Annotated in this window: 22 protein-coding genes; 5 read left to right on the top strand and 17 right to left on the bottom strand. The window is 66.8% G+C overall.

Annotated features, from left to right (window positions below):
• Window positions 1-21: 21 nt before the first annotated feature.
• The 6 genes from VGM20_04025 to VGM20_04000 all read right to left on the bottom strand — a co-directional run bounded on the left by VGM20_04025 (window position 22) and on the right by VGM20_04000 (window position 9,096).
• Window positions 22-873: a c-type cytochrome gene (locus VGM20_04025; GenBank protein ID HEY4100027.1), complete on the bottom strand. Its 852-nt coding sequence runs from the start codon at window positions 871-873 to the stop codon at window positions 22-24.
• Window positions 874-883: 10 nt separating this feature from the next.
• Window positions 884-3,721 carry a TonB-dependent receptor gene (locus VGM20_04020; GenBank protein ID HEY4100026.1) on the bottom strand — a complete coding sequence of 946 codons (2,838 nt, stop codon included), beginning with the start codon at window positions 3,719-3,721 and terminating at the stop codon, window positions 884-886.
• Window positions 3,718-4,695 (bottom strand): hypothetical protein, encoded by a 978-nt coding sequence (locus VGM20_04015; protein HEY4100025.1) that lies wholly within the window; start codon window positions 4,693-4,695, stop codon window positions 3,718-3,720. Before VGM20_04015 ends, VGM20_04020 begins: the two co-directional genes overlap by 4 nt.
• A gap of 292 nt (window positions 4,696-4,987) precedes the next feature.
• Window positions 4,988-5,629, bottom strand: a complete 642-nt coding sequence (locus VGM20_04010; GenBank protein HEY4100024.1) for a hypothetical protein — start codon at window positions 5,627-5,629, stop codon at window positions 4,988-4,990.
• A gap of 488 nt (window positions 5,630-6,117) precedes the next feature.
• Window positions 6,118-7,365 carry a DUF1501 domain-containing protein gene (locus VGM20_04005; protein ID HEY4100023.1) on the bottom strand — a complete coding sequence of 416 codons (1,248 nt, stop codon included), beginning with the start codon at window positions 7,363-7,365 and terminating at the stop codon, window positions 6,118-6,120.
• A 24-nt stretch (window positions 7,366-7,389) separates the two neighbouring features.
• Window positions 7,390-9,096, bottom strand: a complete 1,707-nt coding sequence (locus tag VGM20_04000) for a DUF1800 domain-containing protein (GenBank protein ID HEY4100022.1) — start codon at window positions 9,094-9,096, stop codon at window positions 7,390-7,392.
• 176 nt (window positions 9,097-9,272) lie between these two features.
• Between VGM20_04000 and VGM20_03995 the strand changes: the two genes are divergently transcribed.
• Entirely contained in the window at window positions 9,273-10,037 is a 765-nt protein-coding gene (locus VGM20_03995; protein ID HEY4100021.1) for a hypothetical protein, read from the top strand.
• Here VGM20_03995 and VGM20_03990 read toward each other — a convergent pair.
• From VGM20_03990 to VGM20_03945, 10 genes are all read right to left on the bottom strand, one after another.
• Window positions 10,034-10,843: a PhzF family phenazine biosynthesis protein gene (locus tag VGM20_03990; protein ID HEY4100020.1), complete on the bottom strand. Its 810-nt coding sequence runs from the start codon at window positions 10,841-10,843 to the stop codon at window positions 10,034-10,036. The genes VGM20_03995 and VGM20_03990 overlap by 4 nt on opposite strands.
• On the bottom strand, window positions 10,840-12,759 hold the full coding sequence (locus tag VGM20_03985; GenBank protein ID HEY4100019.1) for a PDZ domain-containing protein: 1,920 nt from the start codon (window positions 12,757-12,759) through the stop codon (window positions 10,840-10,842). The genes VGM20_03990 and VGM20_03985 overlap by 4 nt, the downstream gene beginning before the upstream one ends.
• Before the next feature lie 61 nt (window positions 12,760-12,820).
• Entirely contained in the window at window positions 12,821-13,825 is a 1,005-nt protein-coding gene (locus tag VGM20_03980) for an oligopeptide/dipeptide ABC transporter ATP-binding protein (protein ID HEY4100018.1), read from the bottom strand.
• Entirely contained in the window at window positions 13,822-14,802 is a 981-nt protein-coding gene (locus VGM20_03975) for an ABC transporter ATP-binding protein (protein HEY4100017.1), read from the bottom strand. The genes VGM20_03980 and VGM20_03975 overlap by 4 nt, the downstream gene beginning before the upstream one ends.
• The gene (locus VGM20_03970; GenBank protein HEY4100016.1) at window positions 14,799-15,605 is read right to left on the bottom strand and encodes an ABC transporter permease; all 807 of its coding nucleotides are present in this window, start codon (window positions 15,603-15,605) and stop codon (window positions 14,799-14,801) included. The genes VGM20_03975 and VGM20_03970 overlap by 4 nt, the downstream gene beginning before the upstream one ends.
• A complete protein-coding gene (locus tag VGM20_03965) occupies window positions 15,602-16,573 on the bottom strand; it encodes an ABC transporter permease (GenBank protein ID HEY4100015.1) in 972 nt (323 codons plus the stop codon). The genes VGM20_03970 and VGM20_03965 overlap by 4 nt, the downstream gene beginning before the upstream one ends.
• A 1-nt stretch (window position 16,574) precedes the next feature.
• Window positions 16,575-18,242, bottom strand: a complete 1,668-nt coding sequence (locus tag VGM20_03960) for a peptide ABC transporter substrate-binding protein (protein HEY4100014.1) — start codon at window positions 18,240-18,242, stop codon at window positions 16,575-16,577.
• A gap of 23 nt (window positions 18,243-18,265) precedes the next feature.
• Entirely contained in the window at window positions 18,266-19,021 is a 756-nt protein-coding gene (locus VGM20_03955; GenBank protein HEY4100013.1) for a hypothetical protein, read from the bottom strand.
• Window positions 19,018-19,611 (bottom strand): dephospho-CoA kinase, encoded by a 594-nt coding sequence (gene coaE, locus VGM20_03950; protein HEY4100012.1) that lies wholly within the window; start codon window positions 19,609-19,611, stop codon window positions 19,018-19,020. Before coaE ends, VGM20_03955 begins: the two co-directional genes overlap by 4 nt.
• Window positions 19,611-20,222 carry a thymidine kinase gene (locus VGM20_03945; protein HEY4100011.1) on the bottom strand — a complete coding sequence of 204 codons (612 nt, stop codon included), beginning with the start codon at window positions 20,220-20,222 and terminating at the stop codon, window positions 19,611-19,613. Before VGM20_03945 ends, coaE begins: the two co-directional genes overlap by 1 nt.
• A gap of 174 nt (window positions 20,223-20,396) precedes the next feature.
• Between VGM20_03945 and VGM20_03940 the strand changes: the two genes are divergently transcribed.
• Window positions 20,397-20,687, top strand: a complete 291-nt coding sequence (locus VGM20_03940) for an HU family DNA-binding protein (GenBank protein HEY4100010.1) — start codon at window positions 20,397-20,399, stop codon at window positions 20,685-20,687.
• A gap of 58 nt (window positions 20,688-20,745) precedes the next feature.
• Here the strand turns inward: VGM20_03940 and VGM20_03935 are convergent, their stop codons facing one another.
• Entirely contained in the window at window positions 20,746-22,197 is a 1,452-nt protein-coding gene (locus tag VGM20_03935) for a DbpA RNA binding domain-containing protein (GenBank protein HEY4100009.1), read from the bottom strand.
• 107 nt (window positions 22,198-22,304) lie between these two features.
• Here VGM20_03935 and VGM20_03930 point away from each other — a divergent pair, with 107 nt between their 5' ends.
• The 3 genes from VGM20_03930 to VGM20_03920 are packed head-to-tail and all read left to right on the top strand — an operon-like array spanning window position 22,305 to window position 25,963.
• Window positions 22,305-23,519: a pyridoxal phosphate-dependent aminotransferase gene (locus VGM20_03930; protein ID HEY4100008.1), complete on the top strand. Its 1,215-nt coding sequence runs from the start codon at window positions 22,305-22,307 to the stop codon at window positions 23,517-23,519.
• Entirely contained in the window at window positions 23,519-24,022 is a 504-nt protein-coding gene (locus tag VGM20_03925) for a hypothetical protein (GenBank protein HEY4100007.1), read from the top strand. The genes VGM20_03930 and VGM20_03925 overlap by 1 nt, the downstream gene beginning before the upstream one ends.
• Before the next feature lie 9 nt (window positions 24,023-24,031).
• A complete protein-coding gene (locus VGM20_03920; GenBank protein ID HEY4100006.1) occupies window positions 24,032-25,963 on the top strand; it encodes a hypothetical protein in 1,932 nt (643 codons plus the stop codon).
• Window position 25,964 lies beyond the last annotated feature (1 nt).

Below are 25,964 nucleotides of genomic sequence, written 5' to 3'. Positions count from 1 at the left end.
CTCTCGCCGGGCCCCGCGACTTCAGGGCCCGGTCCCATGGCCGGCGAGCAGTGGATACGGCGCATCCGCCGGCGCGTCGCCGCGGGGCCAGTCGTGCTCCTTCCCCGGAAAATCCGGACGCGGCCTCGACACGATGTACGCCGCGACATTTGCCGCTTCCTGATCGGTCAATACACCGGTGCTGTCGCGCGGCATGTTGCGCCGGATGAACGCGGCCGCGGTGCCCAACCGGGCCATTCCCGCCCCAATGTTGAAACTCTGCGCCCCCCAGACCGGCGGATAGATCGCATTGCCCGCGCCCTCGGGTCCGTGACAGCGCGCGCAGCTGACGCGATAGCGCTCGCGCCCGGCCAGTGTGTCGCCGTGCGGCGGGTCGATCGTGTTCCCTGGTGTACCGGTTGCGACCTGGATGCCGCGCGACTCGAAGGCGAGGAACGCGACGATGTCGTGCATGGCGGGGTCGTCAAGTGCCAGCGGCGTGCCGTTCAGCGATCGCTGAAAACAGTCGTTGATCCGGTCCTCGATGAGCTCGACGCGATTGGACCGCGAGCGATATTGCGGAAAGCGCGCGTAGACACCAGTCAGCGGAAGCGCGGCGGTATCGGTTCCACGGCCGAGATGACAGGAAAAACATCGGAGGGCGCTGCCGACGTGCGCGGGGAGCGAATCACGCGTCGCGGCCATGATCGCCGCGCCGCGCCGGATGCTGTGACCGACCGCGTCGTCCGCAGGCACCGATCCATCGGGTGCGCGGAGCGTCGAGTCGGCGGCCGCAGCCACGACCGGCGGGTGAGCGCCGCCACGACACGCGCCGGAGAGAACAACAGTGAAGGAGCAGGTGGCGATCCACCTGCTCCGCCAGCCAACGCGCACCGGTGTTCTCCTAGAAGAGCAGCTCCACGCCAAATCGCACCAGCCGGGGCGGACCGTAGACGAAGAGCGGGAAGGTGAAGTCGGTCGCGGCACGCGTGTACAATGGCAGCAGTTCGCTCTGGCCCGACAACAGGCCGTCGCCGTTCTTGTCGGCCCACGCGCGGTATCGGGGCGATTCGTAAGGGATCGGATTCGGGTTGGCGAGGTACGCCTTCATCGCCAGCGCGGCGACGGTCGCGTCGTCGGGCGTCGGGGTGCCAGTGTCGCGACGCACGCTGGTCTGATTCTGCGTGTTCAGCAGATTGCGCATGTCGAGGTAGATGCTGCCGTCGAACTTGCCGACACGCATCGGCCGGCGGAAGAGCGCGTCGATCGAATACTGATTCGGCAGCCGGCTGCCGTTGATCGGCCCGGTCAGCGAATCTCCGGCGGTATTGGTGCGGGTGTACGGCAAGCCGGTGTAGTAGCGTCCGACGGCCGACATCTGCAGTCCGGCCAACGGACGGACGCCGAACATGCTGAAACGGCTGTGCTGCGAGATCTCGCCGGTGACGACCGCCGTGATCGCCAGCCGGCGGTCGTAGTCGAGCGGAAATTGGGCGCGCGACGGCGGGACGGTGTCGCCGGTGATCGGATTGATGTGGGTCTGATCGTAAATCAGGAATGCATTGCTGACCGTCGCCTCGGCGCGCTGCACAACGCCCGAGACGCGAACTCCCCAGCCATCGTGCAACTCGCGTTCGAAGATTAGTTCGGCGCCGGTCACCGTGCCGACATCGGCGTTGACGAAGACCGATGAATCGGGATTCACGTTGATCGGGACGGACGCAACCAGTCCGTCGAGGTGCTTGTCGTAGATGTTGATCTTGAGCGAATTCCCGCTCGGCAGCCGGACCCGCGCGCTCATTTCGTACTGCGTCGCCGACTCGAAGCCGAGGTTGGGGTTTCCCTGACGGAAGCGGCCGGTGCGGGTGGTGTCGTCGAAGGCAGCATCGACGAGGTATTGCAGGTCGGGTGGCTGCGAGAACTTGCCGATCGACGCGACGAAGGTCGCTCCCTTGACCTGGGTCGATACGGCGACGCGTGGACTCAGGGTCGAGCGCGCGTTGAGCGTGGCGTTGTGCAGGTCGGTGCCCGGCGCAAAGCCGTCGTATCGCAATCCCGCGGTGAATCCAAGATCCGAAGCACGCGCCTGACCCTCGACATACGCGCCGGAGACCCACGGCGAAAAGTTTGACGCGGTGGGCGGTGGAACGGAGTCACCGACGGGGAGGTACGAGAGCACCCGCTGGAACGTCTTGACGCTCTGTGCCGCGTACATGCCGCCGAATGCGAGATCGACGTAACGCCCCAGCCCCAGGGTCGCATCGAGTTGCGAACGGAGCTCGGAGAAATCGTTCCACGCCAGTTCGCCGCTGCCGGCGCCGCTCTGGAAGAAGGCGGGAACGCCCCACGGCGTGTTCGACGCGAACTGCGGCGTACCGAAATCGGGGAGCGCCGCGCGGGTCGAAATGGTGTCCTGCCGTTTCGCGATCTCCTCGTCGAGGATGTGCATCGTCTTGCCGGTGAACGCACCGAAGGCGTAATCGGGCGCGGCGACCTCGCCGCGGACAAACGACTTGTCTGAATAGCCGACGCGGAGATCCCCCCAGAGCGGGGTGTGATTCTGCGACGGCGGCAACATCTGCAGGTGCGCGGTGAGCAGCTTGCCGTTGGTGCGGCTCCCCGGTCCGTCATTCGGATCGTACTTGTACATCGGATCGTAGAGATACGCCTGCTGCGTCGTTGCCAGGCCGAAAAGCCGCCCGGTGAGGCGGTCGCTGAAGGGAATCGTCAGCTTCCCGCCGGCGGTCCACGTTTCGGTGCTGCTGTGCGGCAGCGGGTAGGGCGTCGATGACCGTGGGTCGAGCGTATCTGACGGGGCCGGCGCGGACGACGGGTCGCCGTCGAGCTGGCCGTTGAGGTCGAGGATGCCGACGGCGCGAATCTTCTTGCCGATCGGTCCGTCCGCCTGGAACACGATCCGGTCGATGCCGTGATCGGCGCCGCCGGCGAGCGGTCGATCGGTTTCGTACGCCGTGCGGCCGCGCCACACCGGTCCGCCGTCCATCGTCGTGACGTCGACGACCCCGGAGATCGCCTGCCCGTAGCGCGCCGAATATCCGTTGGTGATGAGCGACGCCGACACGATCAGGTCGGGCGGGATCTGGATCGCCGCGCTCCCGTTGGTCGACGCGTCGAGCTGGTTCTTGATCCCGAAGCCGTCCAGCACGAACGCCTGTTCGCCGGGCCGGCCGCCGCGGAAACTTTCACCAACGACACCGGCCTGCATCGCGATCGCATCCTGCAGATTGGTGACGGGGAGACGGCGCAACTGATCGGCGGTGATCCGCTGTTCGGTGGCGGTCGCGAGGGGATCGAGCACCGGGTCCTGCACGCCCACGGCGCGGAGGTCGGCGAGTTGCACGGCTTGCGGAGCGAGTCGTACATCGACACGCGTCACCTCACCGGAGATGACCTGGATGCTGTCGCGATGCTCGGGGCGATACCCGGGACGCAGGACGGTGAGGGAATGCATCCCGGACGGAATGGCCCGCAGCCGATACTGGCCAGCCGAATCGGTCGTGGTGGTGAATCGCATGCCATCGAGCCGGATGTCGACACCGCGGATCGAATGTTCGTTGGTGGCGTCGACGACCTGCCCCACGATGCCGCCGGTACTCTGTGCTGCGAGCGGAGCGGCATGACTCACTGCGACGAACACGGCACCAAGCACCGCGGCACAACGTCGAGGCGATATTCCGCAGATGCCGAACCGCCGGTCGATCGATCGCATCGGTGAGTTCATGGCAGCAGTCCCGGGAAGAGGTGCAGGTCGGAGAGTTGCGACGAGACCGTGCGCAGATGGCCGAACACCCCGCCCCGCTGCGCGACGACATCGTGGCCGGCCGGAGAGATCTCGGGCGTCGCAACAACGGCGAGAGGGTCACTGAAGACGATCTGACTGGCACCTGTCGCCAATGACACGGCGCGAAGCGTGGCCGGATTGCCTGCGGTGCCGATGAACGCGACGTCAGCGATCGGGTCGGTGGCAACAACGCAGGTTGAGCCCACGCACGACACACCGAGGAGTTCCGCGCCTGCGCCTACCTGCGTCACGGTGATAGCGGTGCCACCGCCCGCCGGAACCTTGAACAGGCCGGGATTGCCGGGCTTGGTGAAGACGATTGATGATCCGCTCTCCGCCGACGAATAACCGCTGGCGCCCTCGGTTCCCGCGATCAGTGCGAGCGTCGCGCCGCTGGGACCGATCGTCCCGCGGACCACGCCGATCCCGCCGAACAGCGAGTCGAAGATCACGCATCCCTTGCAGTGCACCGCGCCGTCGAAGGTCTGGGCGAGTGCCGTGAATTCGGCTGGACCGGTCCAGGCGATATCGGCGAGCCACGCCATCGACACGCCTCCGAGCGGCATCGGCAGGGTGAGAAGCGCCCGGCGTTGCAACGGATTCGCGGTATCCGCGAGCCAGAGGGTGAACGATCCGGGATTCAGCCGCTGCGGGCTGTCCAGCGATTCGGATTCGGCGTAGAGGAGCTGTCCGGCGTTATCGAGCGCGTACGCGGCGAACGAGTTGAGTGAGTCCGATTCTGCGGCGCGGTTATCGCAGAATTCCCAGACCCTCGTTCCCCCCGCAGCCGGGAGGATGCCGAGGCAGCGATGCTCCGAGCCCGGGACCTGTGCAATGAACGAATAGAGAATCCCGTGGCCGTCCGCCGTCCACGTGGGCCAATAATCCTGCTCGGGATTGATGGTGAGCCGCATGTCGGCTGCGGAATTGAAGGGTCCCGACGCGGGAGGGGACGGAAAATCGGCAACCGAGTGGCCGCAGGAGGCCAGCGCAACCAGCGTCGTGAGCCAGAGGGCGGTTGGTCCAGGTACTCTCACAGGATCTTCGCCATGGAAGACTCCATGGTGCGCACGTAGCACTCACGCGGCACTCGAAGCGTGACTCAGTAGTCGTCCGGAACTTTCAAGGTAACCCGAATTGAAACGGTCGCAAATGATCGATGGCGATGACAATCGGCAATCTGTCGGACCGTCGCCGACACCGGCATCATGGAATCAGTCCGGGAAAGAGATGCAGGTCCGCGCTCGGTGATGAATCGGTGCGCAGGTGACCCAGGAGTCCGCCGCGCTGGGCAACAACGTCGTGCCCTGACGGCGAGAGCAATGGTGTGGCGAGGACAGCCGAGGGATCGGACCGCACGACGTTGGTAGCGCCTGTGACCAGCGATACCGACCAGAGTTTGCCGGGGTTCACCGTGGTGCCGACAAATGCGACCAGGGCAGTCACAGGGATCAGCGTCACTGGATCCTCGGCGACGACGCACGTGCTGCCCTGGCACGAGACGCCGAGCAACGAATCGCTGCCCACCGCCGCAATCGCGTTCGCGATGCCGCCGACCGCCGGGAGTTTGTAGAGGTGGGGATCAGCGTGTCGCGAAAAAACGATGGACGCCCCGCCGTCCGCATTCGAATAGTTGCTCGCGCCATCGGTCCCCGGGACGAGCGTCAGCGATGCGCCGCTGGCACCGATCGATCCGTGCAGCACCGCGACGCCGGTAAAGATCGAGTCGAATGTCGTGCATCCCTTGCAGTGGATATTGGCGCCGTATTCCGCTGCCAGAGCCGTGAATTCGGTCGGGCTGGTCCAGTTGAGATCGACGAGCCAGTCAACCCGTTGACCGTCGACCACGACAGGGAGTGTTGCCAGTGCGCGACGAGCGAACGGAGCCGCGGTATCGGCGAGCCACAGCGTGGAACTGGCCGGGTTCAGCGACTGTGGCCCCGACGGTGCTTCGGCTTCGACGTACAGAAGGCGCCCGTCGGCCGCGAGCGCGTATGCAGGGAACGAGTTGATCGAGTCGACCTCGGTGCCACGATTGTCACAGAGCTCCCAGATCCTCGTACCACCCGCCGCAGGGAGAAGTCCAATGCACCGATGACGATTGTCTGGCGCCTGGTTGACGAACGAGTAGAGGACTCCCTGGCCGTCGGCGGTCCATGCCGGTCAGTAGTCCTGCTCGGCGTTGACCGTGAGACGGACGTCGGGGCCGCTACCCGACGGACCGACGCTGGGAGGGTTCGGCAGTTCGCTCGAGGAATGGCTGCACGCGGTACCCACGAGCACCGCGAGGATCAGGCATGCCGAACAAGACGGGCGCGCTGTCATAGGCAGTTCTGTTAGCCGAAGAGACCTACCTTAGCCGGCTGCGCGAACCCTGGGAAGACCTGCGAAACGTCGATCGGCCCGAGGTGCCCCTGGATCACCTCGCTGAAGACCGACCGGAAGTCGGTCGTGACAGCGAGATCACGTCCCTCGTAGCGCTGGTCCGGCGCGAGCCCGGGCCACCGCCCGTACACCTGCCCGCCCTTCACCTCACCGCCCAGCACCATCATCGCCGTCCCATGGCCGTGATCGGTGCCGCTGGTGCCGTTTTCCTTGACCGTCCGCCCGAACTCACTCATGGTGATCAGGACGACGTCGCGCATCCGGGCGCCGAGATCGGTGGTGAATGCACCCAGCGCACCGGACAGCTCGTCGAGTCGCGACGCCAGCTGTCCCTGGTCGGACCCCTGATTGACGTGAGTATCCCAGCCACCCACATCCACGAACGCGATCTGCAGCCCGAGATCGGCCTTGATCAGCTGCGCGATCTGGCTGAGCGAAGTGGCGAGCTTGGTGCGACTGTAGACGGCGCCGTTGGATGGCGGAAGGGACGTGGGATTCGCGCTCTTCAGCATCTGAATTGCTTCGAAGCTTTCGGCCGACGACGATGCCACCAGTCCGGTCGCCGCTCCCTGATAGAGCTCCTCGAATGCGCGCGTCAATTTCTGTTCGCCGCCGGCCTGTGCTGCGCGAAGGCCGAAGGTGCGGAGGTCATCGATTGCAAGCGACGGTGCACTCCCCGCGAGGGTTCGGGGAAGTTGCGGTCCGAACGCGACTGCCCGGAACGGCGTGTTGGCATGTTCCTCCGCGTGGGCACAATACCGGTTGGCCCAGCCGTCGGGGGTCGCCTTGACGTCGGGTGTCCCCGATTCCATGTAATCCTGCGCGTCAAAATGCGAGCGCGTCGTCGACGGCGACCCGACCGCGTGGACGATCGCCATGTTGTGCTGATCCCAGAGCGGCTTGAGCGGCGCGAGACGCGGGTGCAAGGCGAACATGCCATCGAGCGGGATCAGCTGTTCCTTCGGCAGCGCGATCCGCTGCCGTTCCTGCCAGTACCAGCTGTCTCCCGCCGGCACGATCATCGAGAGGCCGTCGACGGCTCCGCGCTGAAAGAGGCATACCAGCGTCTTCCTGCCGGCGATCCGGCGGCCCGAACGTCCGAGCGCGTACGCAGCGCGATCGAGGAAAATGGGATCGGCGCCGAGGGAGAGCAGTGCGAGGCCGCCGGCTTTCATGAATGCGCGTCGAGAGATGGGCATGTGAACTCCTCCTGTGATGCTGCGCTACTGGCGCTGGAATTCGGGGCCGCCGATGGCCAATCCGACCGCGAGTGCGCGAGCCGCGCGCGGATCAGGGACGTCGGCGAGTTCCTTCAGAATCGTCTGCCGGGTCTGTGCGGTCATCGCGCCGCCGAGGATGGCGTGATCCACCGCGGTCACCAACGCCGCGTGATCGTCAGTCGCGGAGACAACCCGGTCGAGATCAACCGCAACGCCGGCGACCCGGCCGCTGGCGAGCTGGACCGCGAAGTTCATCCGGGCGAGAAGCGCTCCGCTGTTGACCCAGTCCTCCTGGCGTTCGCCATAGCCGTCGGGGGTCTGATGCTGAAAGAGCGGCTCGCCAAGCTGCGCGACTCGTTGTGCGAGTCGCGGCGTGGAATCCGGAACGCCACCGACCGCCCGCACAGCGCTCGCGACGAACTCCAGCGGCGTCTTGACCTTGCTCTGCACGTTGGCGGAGGCCCAGAAATCCGGCGAGCGGATGATGGCGCGAACGACGTCCCGGATTTCGCCACCACTCTTTTTCCATGCCTGGACCGCGTCGTCGATGCAGCCATCGGGCGGCACATCGTTCACGAACCGGGCGCAGAGCTGTGCGCTGACGTGATGCATCGTCGCGGGGCTCGTGGCCAGCATCTTGAGCAGGCGGACCCCTTCGTCCTCGCCGTGGCCTGCGTCGAACGGCTGGCCCATCACGGTCTTGGCGTCCTCGTCATGCGCCGCTGCGCGGAAAGTGAACGATGCATCGCGGCGATCGATCCCCCACCCGGTGAGGATCCGCGCCACATTGATCACGTCCTGCTGGGTGTAGCCGCCGTCGACGCCGAGGGTGTGCAACTCCATCAGCTCGCGGGCGTAATTCTCGTTGAGTCCGCGGGGCGCCCGCGGGGCAACCTGCTGGCGGGTCGCGGTGGCTGCCGCGCCGGTCCCCGATGGCGGTGGATAGACGCCCGGGCGAGGGTCGGGGAAGAGTGGTCGCCCTCGCCCGAATCCTGGGCGGCCGTTGATCGCGATCCGCCGCCCGCCTGGTGCCATCCTTGTGGCGCTGGCGTCGGCCACGCTCTCGGATTGGTCGAGATAGAAGAGCATGGCGGGACTGCGGGCGGTGGCGAGAAGAAGATCCTCGAACCGGCCGAGGGCGCGAGCGCGAATGGTGTGCTCGAGATAATCGGCGAAATAGGCGCGGTCCTGGCCCTTGTTGATGAAAACGTTGAAATGGTTGGTCCAGAAATCGCAAAGGATTTCGTCGAGCTGGTGATCGGATGCTACAGCGCGAACCACCACCAGTGCAGCGAGTTGATTATCGAGAACGGCGAGCGAACGACGATCGCCCCGCTGTTCGGCGCGCAACTGGTCCATCGCCTGCTGGCGTTCGACTGAATCGCCGATCGACTGTACTTGCGCATTTCGTGCCTGGGTCTTTTGCAGGAGCGCCTGCATGTCATCATTGGATTCGTGCAGGACATCAAAGCGGGCTTCCCCGGTCGTCAGCGCGGGATCGTGGACGTCGGCAAATCCGAGCTGGCGGTCGACCCATTTGAGAACACCTTCGTGAATAACCTGATCGACTTCATCGGTAGTGGCACCATAGGCCAGACGGTTCAGGACGTGCCGGGCGGAATCCCGGGTTGTCATCGGCGCCTGCGCGGCCGTCGGAATAGCGATTCCGGCGGCAAGCCCGACGACCAGGAACTCGATGCGGATTCTCATGCTTTCTAGGACGATTCCGCGCGGTGCGGGTTAAGCTTCCCGCCAGTGGGTGAAGCGGGGCGCCGTGGTTATTGTTTGGCGCTGCCCCAACGATACAGGTGCCGTGCCACCAGTGGCCGCTACCGTCCTGATAGCCCAGGACCGGGAGACCAGTTGCCTTGATTGTACCCTTGAGAATGTGGGCGCGTACAGTCGTCCCTGCACTCGTCGTGCTGTCGGCGTGCAGCACCATCGGCATGAGCCTGCCGTACGACGACGCACCGCCCGAACCGGTCGGCGGGCGCGTCAAGCCGAGTGTCGGCTGGCTGACTACCAAGATCAAGGATGATGACGCGTCGGCGCCGGAAGGGTCGATTGCGATCGACATTGTCCACATCGGTGGCCGCGTCATGCTTCAGCAGGTTCGTCATTTCACCACCGGTGAACGGATGACGGGCGACTCGGTGCTTCTCGACCGGACGACGCTGCGGCCGATTGCGACATGGCGATGGACCAACAAAGGGACGTATATCGTCCACTACAACCGGCGGGTGGTCGAGCGGATCTTCCGATCAATCAACGGATCGACGACGCGCCGGATCGAAACCGAAGATGTCGAACCGTACTCCGCGCTCGGCATGGAGCTGGTCATCGCATCGATGCCATTGGGAGGCGGATATCACGGGTTGATACCGGTGGTGGTCGACACCGCGCCGCGGGGATGGGAGTGGCTGCGTTTCGAGGTCCAGACCGAGATGGACATGCAGGAGCGTCCCGACATGGCGGGCCGCGAATTGTGGGTAGTGAGCGCCGACATCGGGCCGGTGCGCACCCGGCTCTGGATTGCCGCCGAAGGGCGGTCGGTCCGGCGCATCGAGTTGGTCAATCGCGACAATGAACTGCTCGGCGTGGTCCGCCGACTCCTTCTCGGCCTTCCGCAGGGAGCCAAGCCGACGAACTAGCGGGCCGCGGCAACCTTTCCGCGCATAGTCGTGACGGCCCGGCCGGTCAATGTCACGCGCTCGCCGCGCAATTCGCAGCGAAGCGTTCCCCCGCGGGACGACGCCTGGTATGCGGTCAACGCCGTCTTTCCCAGTTGCCGATGCCAGTACGGCACGAGGACGCAGTGCGCCGACCCGGTGACCGGATCCTCCGGCACGCCGAGCGCCGGGAAAAAGCACCGGGAAATGAAGTCGATCCCCTCCCGATCACTCAGCGCGGTGACCACGACGCCACCCTTCGGATTCCAGCTCGTGATTGCGCCGAGGTCGGGGCTGCAATCGCGCACCTGCGCTGCGGATCCGAGACGGCAAATCACCGTGAATCCTCCGTGCATCGCTTCCACGACTTCACCGCCCAACACTCGCGCTGCATCGTGCGGCATCGCCACCGGCGTCGACGCGATTGCCGGGAAATCGAGGGTGATGCCGTCCTTCGAATGCGTCGCAGTGAGGAGGCCGCTTCGGGTCTGAAAGCGGGCGGTATCATCGGGGGAAAGAATCCCCTGACCCCAGAGGTAGTGCGCGCTGGCGAGGGTCGCATGGCCGCAGAGATCGACTTCGCTTCGCGGCGTGAACCACCGCAGCGAGTACCCATCGTCCTGGGGAAGGAGGAAGGCGGTCTCCGCCTGATTCATCTCCATCGCCAGCTGCTGCATCCACCGATCCGGCGGCGGCGCGTCCACGAGGACGACCGCCGCGGGATTGCCGGCGAAGGGACCGTCGGCGAAGGCGTCAATCAGGTGGAGGTCGTACTCGCGCGCGCTCATTTCGCCTTGGAGGCGAGCCACGCGTTGCGGAACGCCAGCTGCTCCGCCGACGGCGTGCGCCCGGCATCCTCGTAGGTGACCGTCTGCAGCGCCGGATTTTCGCCGATGGTGATCGTGGTGCTCTTCTGACCGGCGGTGTTGGTGTAGGTCACGCTCATCCGGTCGCCAGGCTTGTGCGCCGTGAGCGCAGCATCGAACTCACCGCTCGATGCGATCGTCTTCCCGTCGACGCTGGTGATCACATCACCGACGTCGAGGCCGGCGGCGTACAGCGGCGAGTTCGCAGGTGCGCTGGACACGCGCGCGGTGGTATCGCCCGGCGCGACGGCGGCACCGCCACGGCCGGCACGACCGCCACCACGTCCGCCGCGACCACCGAATCCGGCACCGACTCCCCCGCCGATCCACGGCTGCCCTGCCGCACTCTTCCGCACGATGATCCCGGCGCGGTCGAGCAGCGTCGCATAGTCGGGGAGATCGTGTCCTTCGACGTAGCGCGTCCAGAAGTCGACCGCCCATGCGGAGTCACCCGACGTCGTGATCAACGCATGGCGGGCGTCGTGCATCGAGTAGGGAATCTCGGGCTTGCCGAAGTCGAGCCACATGGTGCGCATGAAGTCGTCGAGCGACTTCCCCTTGGCGCGCAGCGAGAAGTCGAGGGCGATCGCGATGCCGGCGCCGTAGGTGTAATACGAAATGAACGTGTTGGGATTGGGCGCGTCGGCGGCAGCGGCGCCATCGCGGAACGGCGCCTGGTTGCTCATCCCGATCGGTCCGAAGTAGAGCCGGCCCGGCGAATTCGCCACCGCGTTGATGGTGTTGCCGAGTCCGCGGATTGTGTTGGGCGGCTGCGTGACGCCGGCGCGTTCTTCGAGGAGCGGACCGTAGTATTGCGTGAATCCTTCGGCGATCCAGAGACCGTCGGTCATGTTGGCGCGGTCGTAGTCGAACGGCTCGATTCCCTTGGGGCGGATCCGCTTGACGTTCCACGAGTGGAAGTACTCGTGCGCCAGGGTGCTGAGCCCGGCGACGCCGTTGCCATTCATGCTGTTGCCTGTCACGCTGGTGGAATTGCGATGCTCCATCCCGTCGCTCTGGCAGTCGGAGCGATAGCAGGCAACGAAGGTGTAGGTGCCGTAGTCGAACTTGGGGAATTCGCCATACACGGCACCGGCCTCATGCACGATCTTGCGGGCGCCTTCGGCGTAGGCATCGATCGCCTGCGGCCCGGTCGGATCGTCGAGCGAGACGCGCCACGTCTGCTTCACGCCGTCGTGGGTCTCGGTCCATTCGCGCCACTGCAGGTTGCCGAGGTGCGTGGGCGAATCGAAGAGGTACTGCATTCCCGGTGCGGTGAACGTCTCGGAATCCTTCGTCGGCACCAGCTGGGTCGCGATGGTCCACGACGGATCGAGACGATGGAAGGTCACCCGGATCGGCCGCGCCTCGAGACCCTTCACGTAGACGAAGGTCCCCTGCGGCTGGATATGCTCCTGCTCCGGATTGAACCCGGGGTACGTCCCGCTGCCGACATTGGCGTAGACGACGTAGCTGAGCGTCACGGTGCCGTCGTGGCCCGAGACGGTCCAGCTGTACGGATCAGGATGGGTTACCGCCAACGCCTTCCCCTTCGAGTTCACCGCCGTCACCGAATGAACATTCTTGGAGAACTCGGCCAGCGCGTACCGGCCGGTCGACGATCGCGCCATCCGGAAATTCACCGGCGTCGCGGGGAGCGCCGTGAAGGTCGCCTTGACGTTCGCTTCATGGTGCATCGCATTGGGGAACGAGATGTCGTAGACGATCACCGGTCCCTTGTTGCAACATGTCACCGGATGAAGTTGAGCGAGCAGGGAAGTGTGCGGCACGGCGAAGGCCGCAACGAAGGACGCGACAACGGCGAGGCGAGAGCGCATGGAAGCCAGTGATGTGAGGGACGGCGCAAAATAAAGCAGCGGCGCGAAAAACGCGCATCTGCTATCCGTGCGTGGTGGCACTCGCATGGGCGGGTGCGACGATCTCGGCATAGTGGCAGGCGACGTCGCGGCCTTCCACCGGCCGGAGGACCGGGCGTTCGGTGACGCAACGCTCATCCTTGTGAGGATGAAAGCACCGGGTCACGAAGGGACAGCCGGGTGGTGGCGCTGCGGGTGACGGCGGATCGCCGGCGAGAATGATCCGGTCGCGCCCCCGGCCGGGATCGGGTTCCGGCACGGCGGAGACAAGCGCCTGCGTGTACGGGTGGCGTGGCGTGTCGATCACCGTGCGCGCTGCGCCGATCTCGACGATCGTCCCGAGGTACATCACCGCGATGCGATGGGCGATCTGCCGCACCACCGCCAGGTCGTGCGCAATGAAGAGGTACGCCAGGCCGCGCTGGTCGCGGAGGTCGAGGAGCAGGTTGAGTACCTGCGCCTGGACCGACACGTCCAGCGCCGACACCGGTTCGTCGCACACGATGAACGCCGGGGAAACGGCGAGGGCGCGGGCGATACCGATCCGCTGGCGCTGGCCGCCGGAAAATTCGTGCGGGTACTTCGAGGCGTACGACGGATCGAGGCCGACTTCCTCGAGGAGCCGACCGACCATCGCCGGGATCTCGCGCTTGGGCGCGAGCTTGTGAATCTCGATCCCTTCGGCGACCGACGCGCCGACGGTTCGCCGCGGATTGAGCGACGCGAACGGGTCCTGGAAAATGATCTGCATCCGTCGCCGCAACGCGCGCAGGTCACGCGGCGCAAGCGTCGCGAGATCGACGCCATCGAAGCGCACCACGCCATCGGTGGGAAGCTCGAGACGCAACACCGTGCGGCCGACGGTGGTCTTGCCGCTCCCGGATTCGCCGACCAGTCCCAGTGTCTCTCCGGCGGCAATCGTGAATGAGACATCCTCGACCGCCTTGACCGTCGCCTGGCGGCTGAACATCGCGCCGCCACGAAAATGCTTGACGAGATGCTCCACGCTCACGAGCGGCGCTGTCATCGTGACTCCGCGAGTGCAACCCAGCAGGCGGCGCGCTGGCCAGGTGCCACTTCGTCGAGCGGCGGACGTTCGACGGTGCAGCGCGGGATAGCCACCGGGCAGCGAGGATTGAATCGGCACCCCGGAGGCCATTGATCGGGGCGGGGCACGCTGCCGCGGATCGGCGTGAGCCGTGTGGCGCCGGCGTCGAGCCGCGGGATCGAGGCGAACAGACCCTGCGTGTACGGGTGCGCCGGATGCGCGAAGAGCTGCGCCGTCGGCGCCGACTCGACGATACGCCCGGCGTACATCACCAGTACGCGATCGGCTCGGCCAGCCACGATCCCGAGATCGTGGGTGATCAGCAGTACCGCCATTCCGTGGTTCTGGCGCAACCGGTCGAGGAGTTCGAGAATCTGCGCCTGCACCGTGACGTCGAGCGCAGTGGTCGGTTCGTCGGCGATGAGGAGCTCGGGCCCCGCCGCCAGCGCCATCGCGATAAGGACACGCTGCCGCATTCCGCCGCTCATCTGGTGCGGGAAGGCATCAATGCGCGACTGCGGATCGGCGATCCCGACTTCGGTCAGAAGCGAGAGCACCCGAGCGCGGGCATCCCGCCGCGACACCTTTTCGTGCGCGTGAATCGCTTCTGCGACCTGATCGCCAACGCGCATCACCGGATTGAGGGAGGTCATCGGATCCTGGAAGACCATCCCGATCCGGCGGCCGCGGTAGTGGCGCAATGCGCGTTCATCGAGCGCAGTGAGTTCATCTCCGCCGAGACGGATCGATGTCCGGGGACCGAGTTCGGCGCCGCGCGGGAGGAGACGCGGCAGCGCGAGCCCCGTCAGCGTCTTGCCGCACCCCGATTCGCCGACCAGCGCGACCAGTTCGCCGCGCTCGATAGTGAACGACACGTCGTCCACCGGCTCCAGCGCAGCAGCGCCGGTCCGCGGAAACGTGACGTGCAGGTCGGACACCTCGAGGAGCGGCGTCATCGGGAATCGGGTTGCAGGGATTGGCGCAGTGCGTCGCCGAGCAATGTGGCGGCGGAGGTCGCCACCACCAAGGCCACGCAGGGGCCGATGAGCAGCCACGGCGCTGATGCGAGGTAGTCCCGTGCCTCGAAGATCATGCTCCCCCACGACGGTGCCGGCGGCCGGACTCCGACGCCGATGAACGAGAGGCCCGCCTCGAGGAGGATCGCATCGGCGAGGCCGAGGGTGCTGGCGACGAGGACCGCCGGCAGTGTGCCGGGAAAGATCTCGCGAGAGACGACGCGCCCCGGCGTGGCACCCAGTGCTTCGGCCGCGCCGACGAAGAGGGCGTGCCGGAGGCGCAGCGTTTCGCCGCGCACGAGACGCGCGACCGCCGGCCAGCCGGTGATGCCGAGCACAACGCCGAGCACCAGCGGCGGCACGTCGCCGATTCCGGCCAGGATCACGAGGAGCACCACCACGCGCGGGATCGAGAGGCCGAGGTCGATGCACCGCGTCACGATGTGGCCTCCGAGTCCGGGGAGCGCGCCGCCGGCCAGCCCCAGCAGTGATCCGATCACGCCGGCGACGGCGACCGCGACGACGCCAATCGTGAGCGACACCCGGGCTCCGCCGGCCAGCCGCGCGAAGATGTCGCGGGAGAGCTGATCGGTCCCCAGCCAGTGCACCGCGGAGGGGTGGAGCAGTGTGGCGCTGATCAGGTCAAACTGACGCGCGGGATCGGGTGCGACCAGCGGGCCGAGCAGCGCGAAAAACGCCAACAGCACGAGGAGCGCCAGTCCGACCATTCCGGAGCGCGTCACGCTGGGCGCTGCGCCGGATCGACGACGCGATAGAGGAAATCGGCGAGGAGTGATCCCAGCTGGATCACGCAGATCAGCACCAGCCCGGTCGCCATGACGAGCGGGATGTCCCGTTCCGCAGTGGCCTGCGCCAGGAGGAGCCCGACGCCCGGCCACGCGAAGACCGATTCGACGAAGACCGACCCCGCAACGAGCATCGGCAGCCAGAGCCCGAGCAGAGTCACGATCGGCGTGAGCGCGGGGCGCCAGCAGTGACGCCACGCGACCAGCGCCGGCCGGACGCCTCGCGCCCGTGCCGCGGCCACCCACGGTTGCCCTGCCGTCGCGAGCGCGCTGGTGCGTTGCTGACGAAGCGGTACCGCCAGCGTGGCGATGACCAGCGCGGCGAGCGGCAGCGCGATATGCCGAGCGCGGTCGGCGAGGACGGCCATGATTCCGGCCGATGGCGACAACAACGGATCGCTCACACCGCTCGGCGGGAACCATCCAAGTTTGACGGCGAAGATCCACACCAGCACGAGGCCGATGACGAAGGCGGGGAGTGCGTATCCGATCACAGTGAGCGCGCCGACCAGTCGCGCCCGGATCGATTCGGGATGAAGCGCGGACCAGACGCCGAGGGCGAGCCCGATCGTGAAGTCGACGAGCAACGTCAACCCGGCGAGCAGCAACGTTGCGGGGAGCCGCTCGCCGATCACCGTCAACACGTCGCGCTGCTCGGAGACCGACACGCCGAGATCGCCGTGGAGCAGGCCACCGCCGAAGGCGATCAATGATTGCCAGATGGTGCGGTCGGTCCCCCAGCGATGGCGCAGGGCAGCGACAACTGCCGGATCAGCCGGGTGATCGCGCAGCACCGCGGTGAGCGGGTCGCCCGGCAGGAGGTGCAGAAGGATCACGAGCACCACGAACGCCAACGCCGCGGTGAGCGCGGCTTCGGTGGCGCGGCCGGCGATCCAGCGAATCACGTCAGCGGTCGCGCGGGAGCGCGTCGGCGGGTCGCACGCGCCATTGCCAGAGCGACAGCCAGGTGCGCGACGGCCAGACGATCACATTGTCGTAGCGCCGTTGAATTGCAATCGGCGTCGTCGACGCGGCGAAGAAGATCGCGGGGCGCTCCTCCGCCATCCGTGCCAGCACTGCACGCCACGCCGCCGGTTGGTCCTTCGCCGTGGTTGCCGTGGTCACCAGCCGGTCGAAGGTCGAATCGCACCAGCGCGCGTAGTTCGTCGACCCGGCGCGGTGGGCCGCACTGCACGACCAGCTCTGCACCAGCGAACTTGGCGTCGGATCTTCCCCCACGCGATTGACGATCACGTCCCATCGGCCGGTTGGCAGCCGCGCGCCAAAGACCGGTCCTTCGACGCGATCGAGATCGACCGATGCGCCGATCGCACGCCACATCTGCTGCGCCTGCAGTGCCGCGGTGTTGCGGATGGCGCTCGACGACGGATAGAGGATCGAGAAGTGGAGCGGTACGCCATCCTTGGCGAGCACTCCGTCACCGCGGGCATCGCGCCAGCCGGCCTGCGCGAGGAGTGCCCGCGCGCGTGCCACGTCGGGTGCGGGATGCGGCGCGACGCCCGGTGTGATCCAGCTCCAGATCGCCGATTGCGCCGCGTCGGGAGCGGTCGCGCCGGGATCGAAGATCGACCGCGCAATCGTGGTGCGATCGATCGCCAGTGTCAGCGCCTGGCGGACGCGCGGATCATTGAAGATCGGATGCGGTCGCGCGGTGTCGGCCGGTGACCGGGTGTTGAAGACGAACGAGATCAGGTCATTGGATGGCACCGCGATCAGCCGGGCATCGGCGCGCGTACGGATCTGCGCCATCGCCGGCTCGGGGATCACGTCGAGAATGTCGGTTTCGCCGGTGAGAAAGAGCGTCACCCGCGCGTTGGCATCTTCGACATACCGGAAGATCACGCGCGAAATCGTGGGACGGCCAAGAAAGAAGGTCGAATCGGCGTCGAGCTCGAGCAACTGTCCCGCCACCCGGCGGCCGAAGCGAAACGGGCCGTCGCCAATGGGACGGCGCGCGAAATCGGAAGTAGTGATTCCCTCGGCGGCGACGCGCTCGAGGAGATGCGACGGGAGCGGCTGCATCAGGAAACCGAAGGTGTACACCTGCTCCGCAGAAGCGCGCTTGAAGCGGACCCGCACGCTGCGGTCGCCCGTCGCCTCGACCTCGGCGATTGGTTCGAGCCGGCTCTGATCGCTGCCAACCACCGGATTGTTCGCCAGCTGCCAGGTGAACACGACGTCGTGTGCAGTGACCGGCGCACCGTCCTGCCAGCGTGCGCGAGGATCGATCTCGAAGACGAGCGTCAGCGGATCGACGCGCCGCCAGCTTCGGGCGAGGGCGGGGATCATGGCGTGATCGCCGCTGACGCTGCCGGTGGGCCCGTAGCCGACCAGGTGGAGAAAGAGCTGATCCGAAACGTCGTCGTTGGCTTGCTCATTCCGCGTGAAGAGCGGAATCGGAATTGTCGGCTCCTTGCCGACGGCGTAAACGATGGTGGGGTTGGTCGCCGGGCGCTGTGCCATCGCGGCTGGTGCGGCGATCGTGGCAAGGATCAACACGCCACACGCCACTCGGGGCGTGCCACGGCGGCGCAATGAGTTGAAATCCGGCATCACGACCTCGGGGTATGCGGCGCTCAGCGGCGCCAGGTCCACAACGGATCGCGAAACTGGTCGGCGTGCGACGCGCTGGCTTCTTCGGCCCACGCCACGAGTCCGCCGGGGATCTCGCAGCCCCCCTCGTCAAACCAGCGATCAACGATCGCCCGGGCGAGGGTCGCATGATCCGGGAGGTTCCGCCCCTCCCGTGATCGATCGACCGACCCGGATGGCAGCCGGAATCGTGCCAGCGCGCCGCCCCGGTCGGCGCGGGCGATGGCGCCGTGCTGCAGGATCGCCCCACCGATCAACGCCTGGGCGCTGCCGATCGTTTTCCTGCCGTCAACAAGGACCTCGCCGCCGACGGCCAGGTCGAAGCAGCTCCCCGGGGCGAGCGTCGGCCGGTGCGCCCGGGGCGCGATCGTCGCGGCGAGTCCGATCGCGGCAAGCGCCGCGGCGAGCTGTTCGTGAATCACGCGATATGCGAGACGGAGCCCGCCGAGGGTCGCAGCCGGTCCGGTGACCGCGTAGGTCAGGTCGTCGGCGTCGTGCCAGACGCCTCTCCCGCCGGTCGGCCGGCGGACGCAGGGGATTCCGGCGTCGTCGAGCGCCGGCCGGTTCCAGGTGCGGCAGGCCTGTTCGTTGGCGCCAAACGAGACGCTGCTGGTGCTCCACCGGTAGAGCCGGAACACCACTGCGCCGTCGCCCACGGCACGTGCCGCGAGCGCACGGTCGATCGCCATCTGCTGCCACGCCGGACGCGAACGGTTGTCGTTCCAGATGAACGACGTCACCGCGGCAGCTGGTCCCAGACGTGTCGCGCGCGCGCGCGCAGGACGTCGCGGCTCGAGTCGTTGTCGATCACCCACGTTGCCCGGGCGCGCTTCGCCGCGGCGGGAAGTTGCGCGTCGAGCAGCTGGTCAGCTTCGCGCGGGGAGAGTCCGCGGTCGTCAATCAGGCGCCGTCGCCGCTCGGCGACGGGTGCGTCGACGACGATCACGCCGTCGTATGCTGCGGGGTCGGCGACTTCGAAGAGGAGCGGAATATCGGCGACGACGAGTGGCTCGCCGCGGGCCCGCGCCGCATCAAGCCACGTGCGGCGCCGCGGTTCGATCGCCGGATGCACGATCGCTTCGAGTGCGTGACGCGCCGCCGGATCCTCGAGAATACGCCGGCGCAGTGCCGCGCGATCGAGCTCGCCATTGGCGGCAACGATCGCCGTGCCGAACGCCGAGACGATCGCGTCGTACACCGGCTCACCGCTCCGTTGCAGATCGCGGACGACGGCATCGGCGCTCAGCACCGGTGTGCCCCACTCCTCGAAAAGCGCACCAACACTGGATTTGCCGGCGGCCACTGATCCGGTGAGCGCGAGGACGCGCATCAGAGGAGCGCCACCTGATCCTCGTCGTGGCGTGGGATCTGGAAGCAGCGCCGGCACCGCGCTTCGTAGCTCTCGCTGCCACCGACCATGACAACCGGTGAATCCCACTTCGCGGGACGTCCATTGACCAGCCGCTGGTTGCGACACGCCAGATCGCCACACACGACGCAGATCGCCTGCAGTTTGGTGACCTCTTCGGCGATGGCCATCAGGTGTCCCATCATGCCGAACGGTTCGCCGCGAAAATCGGTGTCGGTCCCGGCCAGCACCACGCGAACGCCGCGTTCGGCGAGATGCGTCGCGACCTCGACCACACCCACGTCGAGGAATTGTGTTTCATCCACGGCGACGACATCGACCACGTCGGGATCGGCAATCGCCCGCAGGATTTCCTCGGCACGATCGATCGGCTCGGCCTCGACCGAGATGCCGGTGTGGCTCGAAATCCGGTAGACGCCGTCGTAGCGTTCGTCGAGATGCGACTTGAAGACGCGCACCCGGTGCCTGGCGATCAGCGCGCGTCGCACGCGCCGGATCAATTCCTCGCTCTTGCCGCTGAACATCACGCCGGCGACGACTTCGATCCGGCCCGGACGGTGGTGAACGGTCATGGGCGTTTCGTCAAGGGGTACCCGCCGGGAATCCGCCAGCCGTGCGGGATGCAGCGGCGCGCGCCCGGGAATGTCAAGGATCTTGCGGACTTGCGGACGCGGACCGCATATTGTCGCCAGTCCGGGCCGACTGGTCCGCGATCCGATCCCACAGTCAAACCCAAGGAGCAACTCATGAACAAGATGGAGCTCATCGAGGCGGTCGCGAAGGCCCGCGAAACCTCGAAGGCAGATGCCGGCGACATCGTCGACCTCTTCTTCTCGACCGAAGGTCTGCTCGCCAAGGAGTTGAAGAAGGGCGGCGCCATCGCGATCACCGGGTTCGGGAATTTCGAAGTCCGCAAGCGTGCCGCGCGTGAAGGCCGCAATCCGCAGACCGGCGCCACCATCAAGATCAAGGCGTCGAAGGTCCCGGCGTTCCGCCCGGGCAAGGGTCTCAAGGATCTGGTCAACAAGGGCAAGTAAGCGTTTCGCCAGTCTCCACAGGACTTACGGGCCGCCCCGCTGGGCGGCCCGTCGGCGTTTAACGACCGCCGCCCCGACCGCGGTCCACCCGCGCCGAGAGCTTCCGCTTCCGGATGGTGACGCCCACAAGACGCTGGGCAATCGCCTCGGCATCCGCCGCCGGAACTTCGACCAGCGCAAAGGTATCGCGCAGGTCAATACGACCGATCTGGGTGCGGTCCATCTTTGCTTCGCGCACCAGGATGGCGACGAAATCCCCGACCGTCGCCTCGTCCTTCTTTCCGGCACCGATCCACAACTTGGCGACCCCGCTCGCGGCGCTCGTCGCGGCCGTCACCGTCGGTGGCTGAGACGGCGCGCTGCCGCCGCCGCTGCCGGCCGACGAATCCCGGGTTCGCTGCCACATCGAGAAGAGTGCGGCGGCGACGAGCTGCGGATCGTGGCGATCGAAGAGCGGACCCAGCGCATACAGCGCCCCGGCGTCGGCACCCGCGGCGATGCGCCCGGCGATGTCGCTCCGAATCGATTCGTCGCGGTCGATCACCGCACGCAGCGGAGATGTCGCCTGCAGCGGCTGACGGCTCGGTGCGATCGATTCCACATACGCCTCCGTGCCGGGGGCCATCAGCAACGTGACCGGTCCGGCCTGTCGCAGGGCCGCAAGCTGGCCCTCCGAAGGAAGGTCGTAGCACACCGTCTCGCCGCCACGGGGCACGTCTCGCGCCGCGAAGCGCCATGACGCCGGAAGCGACCCGAACGCGCGGCGAATCAGCGACTGGTCCCGTGTATCGGCGGTCCAGATCGTCACCGGATCGCCGGTGATCCGGTCGGCGATTGCGGCGAGCGCTGCCGCCCGCCCGTTCCACGATGCGGGCACGCTGCGCACCGGCGCCGGCGGCTTCGTATCAATCGCCGGCCGGGGTGATTGCACGACGACCGCCTTGCGGGCATACCGTTCGACGACGCCGTCGGCGGCGCTGGTCTGGTCGGACCGGCTGGTGATCATCAGCCGTTGGGCGTCGCGGGGACAATCCTGGAGGATGGCGCTCACCGCTTCGTCGGCGTTCCAGCTTTCCGGCCAGACGAACACGATCGCGCGAAATTGTTCGGGACGAAGGGCGGACTGGGCGTGGAACGCGAACGCCGTCGCCGGTGTGGCGATCACGATGTCGGGTGTTGGCGCGAGTGGTCGCGACGAGGCGCCTGGCCGGAGGACATCGACGAGCAGCGGCGTACCCTCGATCAGCGCTCCGACGGCGGTGACCCATTCGTCGAGGAGGGCTGGGCCGGCGAGCATCAGAACCGTCCCGCTCTTGTCGGGCTGCCCGACGAGCCCTCCGACGAGGGGAACGGCCCACGCCGGCGAGGGCGGCAGGACCGCCACGACGTTGGTGCCACGGAGCGCGGCGGGGACGGCGTCACGCACCTCGGGATCGCCGGCCTGCCAGCCAAGCCGCTCCAGGCCGGCGGCGACCGCCGGCATCATCTGCCATTCCAGAAACCCCGACACTCCCACCTCGATTGTCAAAGCGACTCGATCAACCATCGACGACGTCAACTTAGCCGGGTCGAAAATCGCGCCGGGCCGGTGCGCGGGGAAGGTGGGTATTTTCTAGGATGACCTTCCATCGCTCACCCAATCTCCAGTATCTCAAATCGTCGGAAACCGTGGCGATCAGCACCGAAGCGCAACGGCGCAAGGCTGCCGGCGACGACGTCCTCGATCTCGGCGCCGGCGAGCCCGACTTCGACACCCCCGCTGCAGTGGCGGAAGCCGGGATCGACGCGATCCGCTCCGGGAAGACGCGCTACGCACCGAATGTCGGCACGGTGGAATTGCGGCGGGCAATTGCGTCGGCTCTCTCGCGGATGAGCGGCGGACGTGCCGTTGATCCCGATCGGGTGATGGTGAGCAACGGGTCAAAGCAGTCGCTGTTCAACGCCTGCTTCACGCTCTTCGGCCCGGGCGACAAGGTGCTGATTCCCTCACCGGCGTGGGTGTCGTATCCACAGATCGTGCACCTGGCCCGCGCCGAACCGGTGATGGTCGCCGGAGACCCGGAATGGGGACTCAAGGTCAGCGTCGACGATCTGGAGCGCGCACGCGACGAGCACACCCGCGGCGTGATCCTCTGTTCACCGTGCAATCCGACCGGCTCGGTGTACACCCAGGCTGAGCTGCGCGCAATTGCCGATTGGGCGGCTGCGCACGGGATCTGGCTGCTCAACGACGAGATCTATCGGCGAATTCACTACGGCGCCGGCCCCGCTCCATCGCTCTTTGATCTCGACGACGGTGTCCTCGAGCGCGCGCTCGTCTTCTACGGCGCGTCGAAGGCGTATGCGATGACCGGCTGGCGGATCGGCGCGTCGTACGCGCCCGCCGAAGTGACCCGGGCGATGGCGGCGCTGCAGAGCCACATGACCACCGGCGCCAACCAGCCGGCGATGTGGGCGGCGACGAAGGCGTTTGGCGATCCGGCGATCGACGCCGACGTGGAGCGGATGGTCGCCGCGTTTTCCCGCCGCCGCGACTACCTCGTCGCCCGGTTCGGCGACCAGTTGCCCGGTGTGGAATTCGTCGAGCCGCACGGCGCCTTCTATTTCCTCTTCCGCGTCGACGCGCTCGCACCGGGGCGCGGTATCGGCGGCGCGGCGTTCTGCGAGCAACTGATGAAGGATGCCGGCGTGGCGCTCGTCCCCGGCGTCGCGTTTGGCGATGACCGCTGGGTTCGCCTGTCATTCGCGGTGTCCGATGCGCAACTCGAAGCGGCGTGCGATCGGATCGTGCAGTTCGTTGCGCGTCTCGGCGTGCCCGCGCTGAGTGGTTGATGGCGTTGGAGATTCACGTCCTCGCGCAGCCCGGTCCGCTCCCGACACTGCAATGGCGTTGGGATCCCGAGACCGACATTCTCACCGGAACGATCGATCCGCCGGCGACTGGCGCGGGGTATACCGGCACCGTCGAGTTGAACGATGACGACGGATCGATTGCCGTCCTCGACATCAGTGCCGGAGTGCTGTGCGGCATCGACATCGTGGTGTGGCCCGACATCACGACCCTCGCGGGGCTCGCCGCACCGGTGGAGGCGCGGCGCGGCCAGGTGCTGGTCCCGTCGCGCACGGCCAAGCGTGGCGTCGCGGCACTGGAGTTCGACACCACACTGACCGTCTCCGCCGACCCCGACGAAACCACCTTCCATCTCCGGATCGGCACCCGCCGCCCGGTGGAAGCGATTCGGGTCGCCGATCACTTCCTCGTCGAAGTCGACGGCGCGCAGCGGCTCGCCGGCTTCTGGCTCGAGCACGTCCCGCAGCCACCAGGATTGGAATGACCGGTCGTCGTGACTGAATCGATCGTCGGGCAGGTCGTCGCGACGGAAGAGCATCCCAGCACCCCGCACCAGTTTCATTTCTGGTCAGGTGCCGACGCGTCATGCGGGATCGGTACGATCGTTCGCGTCGACGCCGAAGGGCGAACCGTCTTCGGCGTCATCGTCGAGGGCTTTTCCTATCTCGATCTTGCCCGTCCGCTCGATGCCGTCCTCGCTGCCGAAGGCAATCCGGCGCGCAGCGCACGATCACGCACCGCGATTCGACTCTGGACCGTCGCCGTCGTCAGGCAACTCCCGGCCGAACCGATGCAGCCCGCGCCGTTCGGCGCGGTGGTCCTCGCGTCGGCGGAGGACGTTCGCGTCGCATTGCGGATGGAGACGTACACTGGCGGTGACGCGTCGACCGGGATTCCGATCGGACTCCTCGCCGGCGGTGCTGTCGATGCGCCGGTGTATCTCGATGCGGACTTCCTCGTCGGTCCCGAGGCGGCGCACTTCAACATCAGCGGCGTGTCGGGTCTCGCCACCAAGACCAGTGCGATCGCCGTGCTGCTGAGCGCGATCTTTCAGACGTTCCCGAAATCGAAGGGGAGCGTCGCCGCGCTTTGCTTCAACGTGAAGGGCCCCGACCTCTGCTTTCTCGACCAGCCGTCGGTCCTGAGCAAGGAGGACCTGGCGATCTGGCATCGACTCGGATTGCAGGCGGTGCCATTTGCCGATGTCACCGTCTACGCCCCCTTCAAGCCAGATGGTGTCAACCTCAACACCCTGCGCACCAATCCTGAGATCGCCGGCGCGGTGCAGCCGCTGGTGTGGGGGTTGCGCGAAGTCCTCGACTTCGCCGAAGTGGTCCTGAATCGCGACGACATCGACGCCAAGGCGGATGCGCTCCTCGATTTTCTCGCCGATCGCGTGGTCGGCAAGCGCTATCAGGCGCCCGAATTGCAGGAAAAGCCGTTCGAGGTGACGAGTCTCGCCGACCTCGACCACTTCTTCCGTTCGATCTTCGACTTCCTCGAGACCCAGCGTGGCGCCGAGGTCTGGCGGACCCACCACGCGGCGACGATTCGAAAGGTCCGCAACCGGCTCGGCAACATTGCCACGCGTTCCAAGGGGCTGGTCACCGATGACGCGCTCGTCAGCGATCTCCCGTGGGGAGCGTTCCGTGATCGGTCGGTGCACGTGGTCGACATCGCGGGCGTCGATCCGCTGGCCCAGGATCTCGTTTTCGCCCGCCTGATCGCCCGGGTTCGCGAACACCTCGAGCGGCGCGATCTCGGCGTCGATCATGTCATCGTCTTCGTGGACGAACTCAACAAGTACGCCCCCGCCGACGGTCCCGACACGTACGTGAAGCGGATGTTGCTCGATCTCTCCGAGCGGGGGCGCTACCTCGGCCTCGTGCTCTTCTCGGCGCAGCAGTTCCGGTCGCAGGTGATGCGGCGAGTCACCGGCAACGCCGGCACCAGCGCGTACGGGAGAATGGACAGCGACGAATTGGCGATGCCGGGCTACGCCACCCTGTCGCCTGCGGTGAAGGCCAAGCTGGCGTCGCTTCCCAAGGGCGAACTGATGCTTCGCCATCCCCACTTTACCCAACCAGTCTTCATCCGCTTTCCGCGCCCGGCCTCGCTTTCGGGGCGCGAGGGGGTTGATCGCTTTCCGCCGGTTCCCGACGTCGCCTTCGAGGACGGGGTGGTTCAGCGGCTCAAGCGACTCGATCCGGCGGTCAGCGCCGACAGCATCCGGAGCGCGATCGACGGGCGCCCCGAGCAGGAAGTGCTCAAGGCGCTTTCGGCGGTGGCGCTCCGGGCACCGGACGACGTCCTGGCCTTTTTCCGTGGATGTCTCAGGCGGACCATCGTCGCGCAGCCGGTCGAACCACGGCGCGGGGTGGCGCCGCTGGTGCGCGACGACCAGGACCCGTTCACGCCATATTAGA

The organism is Gemmatimonadales bacterium (assembly GCA_036500345.1).
GTDB lineage: Bacteria > Gemmatimonadota > Gemmatimonadetes > Gemmatimonadales > GWC2-71-9 > Palsa-1233.
Note: the sequence above shows the minus strand (reverse complement) of the source record. Positions and strands in the feature narration are given on the sequence as shown.

Coding starts and splice junctions, on each gene's coding strand:
- VGM20_04020 (HEY4100026.1), bottom strand. CDS start 3,721: ATGAACTCACCGATGCGATCGATCGACCGGCGGTTCGGCATCTGCGGA.
- VGM20_04015 (HEY4100025.1), bottom strand. CDS start 4,695: ATGCGGCTCACCATCAATCCCGAGCAGGATTATTGGCCCACGTGGACG.
- VGM20_04005 (HEY4100023.1), bottom strand. CDS start 7,365: ATGCCCATCTCTCGACGCGCATTCATGAAAGCCGGCGGCCTCGCACTG.
- VGM20_04000 (HEY4100022.1), bottom strand. CDS start 9,096: ATGAGAATCCGCATCGAGTTCCTGGTCGTCGGGCTTGCCGCCGGAATC.
- VGM20_03995 (HEY4100021.1), top strand. CDS start 9,273: ATGTGGGCGCGTACAGTCGTCCCTGCACTCGTCGTGCTGTCGGCGTGC.
- VGM20_03990 (HEY4100020.1), bottom strand. CDS start 10,843: ATGAGCGCGCGCGAGTACGACCTCCACCTGATTGACGCCTTCGCCGAC.
- VGM20_03985 (HEY4100019.1), bottom strand. CDS start 12,759: ATGCGCTCTCGCCTCGCCGTTGTCGCGTCCTTCGTTGCGGCCTTCGCC.
- VGM20_03980 (HEY4100018.1), bottom strand. CDS start 13,825: ATGACAGCGCCGCTCGTGAGCGTGGAGCATCTCGTCAAGCATTTTCGT.
- VGM20_03975 (HEY4100017.1), bottom strand. CDS start 14,802: ATGACGCCGCTCCTCGAGGTGTCCGACCTGCACGTCACGTTTCCGCGG.
- VGM20_03960 (HEY4100014.1), bottom strand. CDS start 18,242: ATGCCGGATTTCAACTCATTGCGCCGCCGTGGCACGCCCCGAGTGGCG.
- coaE (HEY4100012.1), bottom strand. CDS start 19,611: ATGCGCGTCCTCGCGCTCACCGGATCAGTGGCCGCCGGCAAATCCAGT.
- VGM20_03945 (HEY4100011.1), bottom strand. CDS start 20,222: ATGACCGTTCACCACCGTCCGGGCCGGATCGAAGTCGTCGCCGGCGTG.
- VGM20_03940 (HEY4100010.1), top strand. CDS start 20,397: ATGAACAAGATGGAGCTCATCGAGGCGGTCGCGAAGGCCCGCGAAACC.
- VGM20_03930 (HEY4100008.1), top strand. CDS start 22,305: ATGACCTTCCATCGCTCACCCAATCTCCAGTATCTCAAATCGTCGGAA.
- VGM20_03925 (HEY4100007.1), top strand. CDS start 23,519: ATGGCGTTGGAGATTCACGTCCTCGCGCAGCCCGGTCCGCTCCCGACA.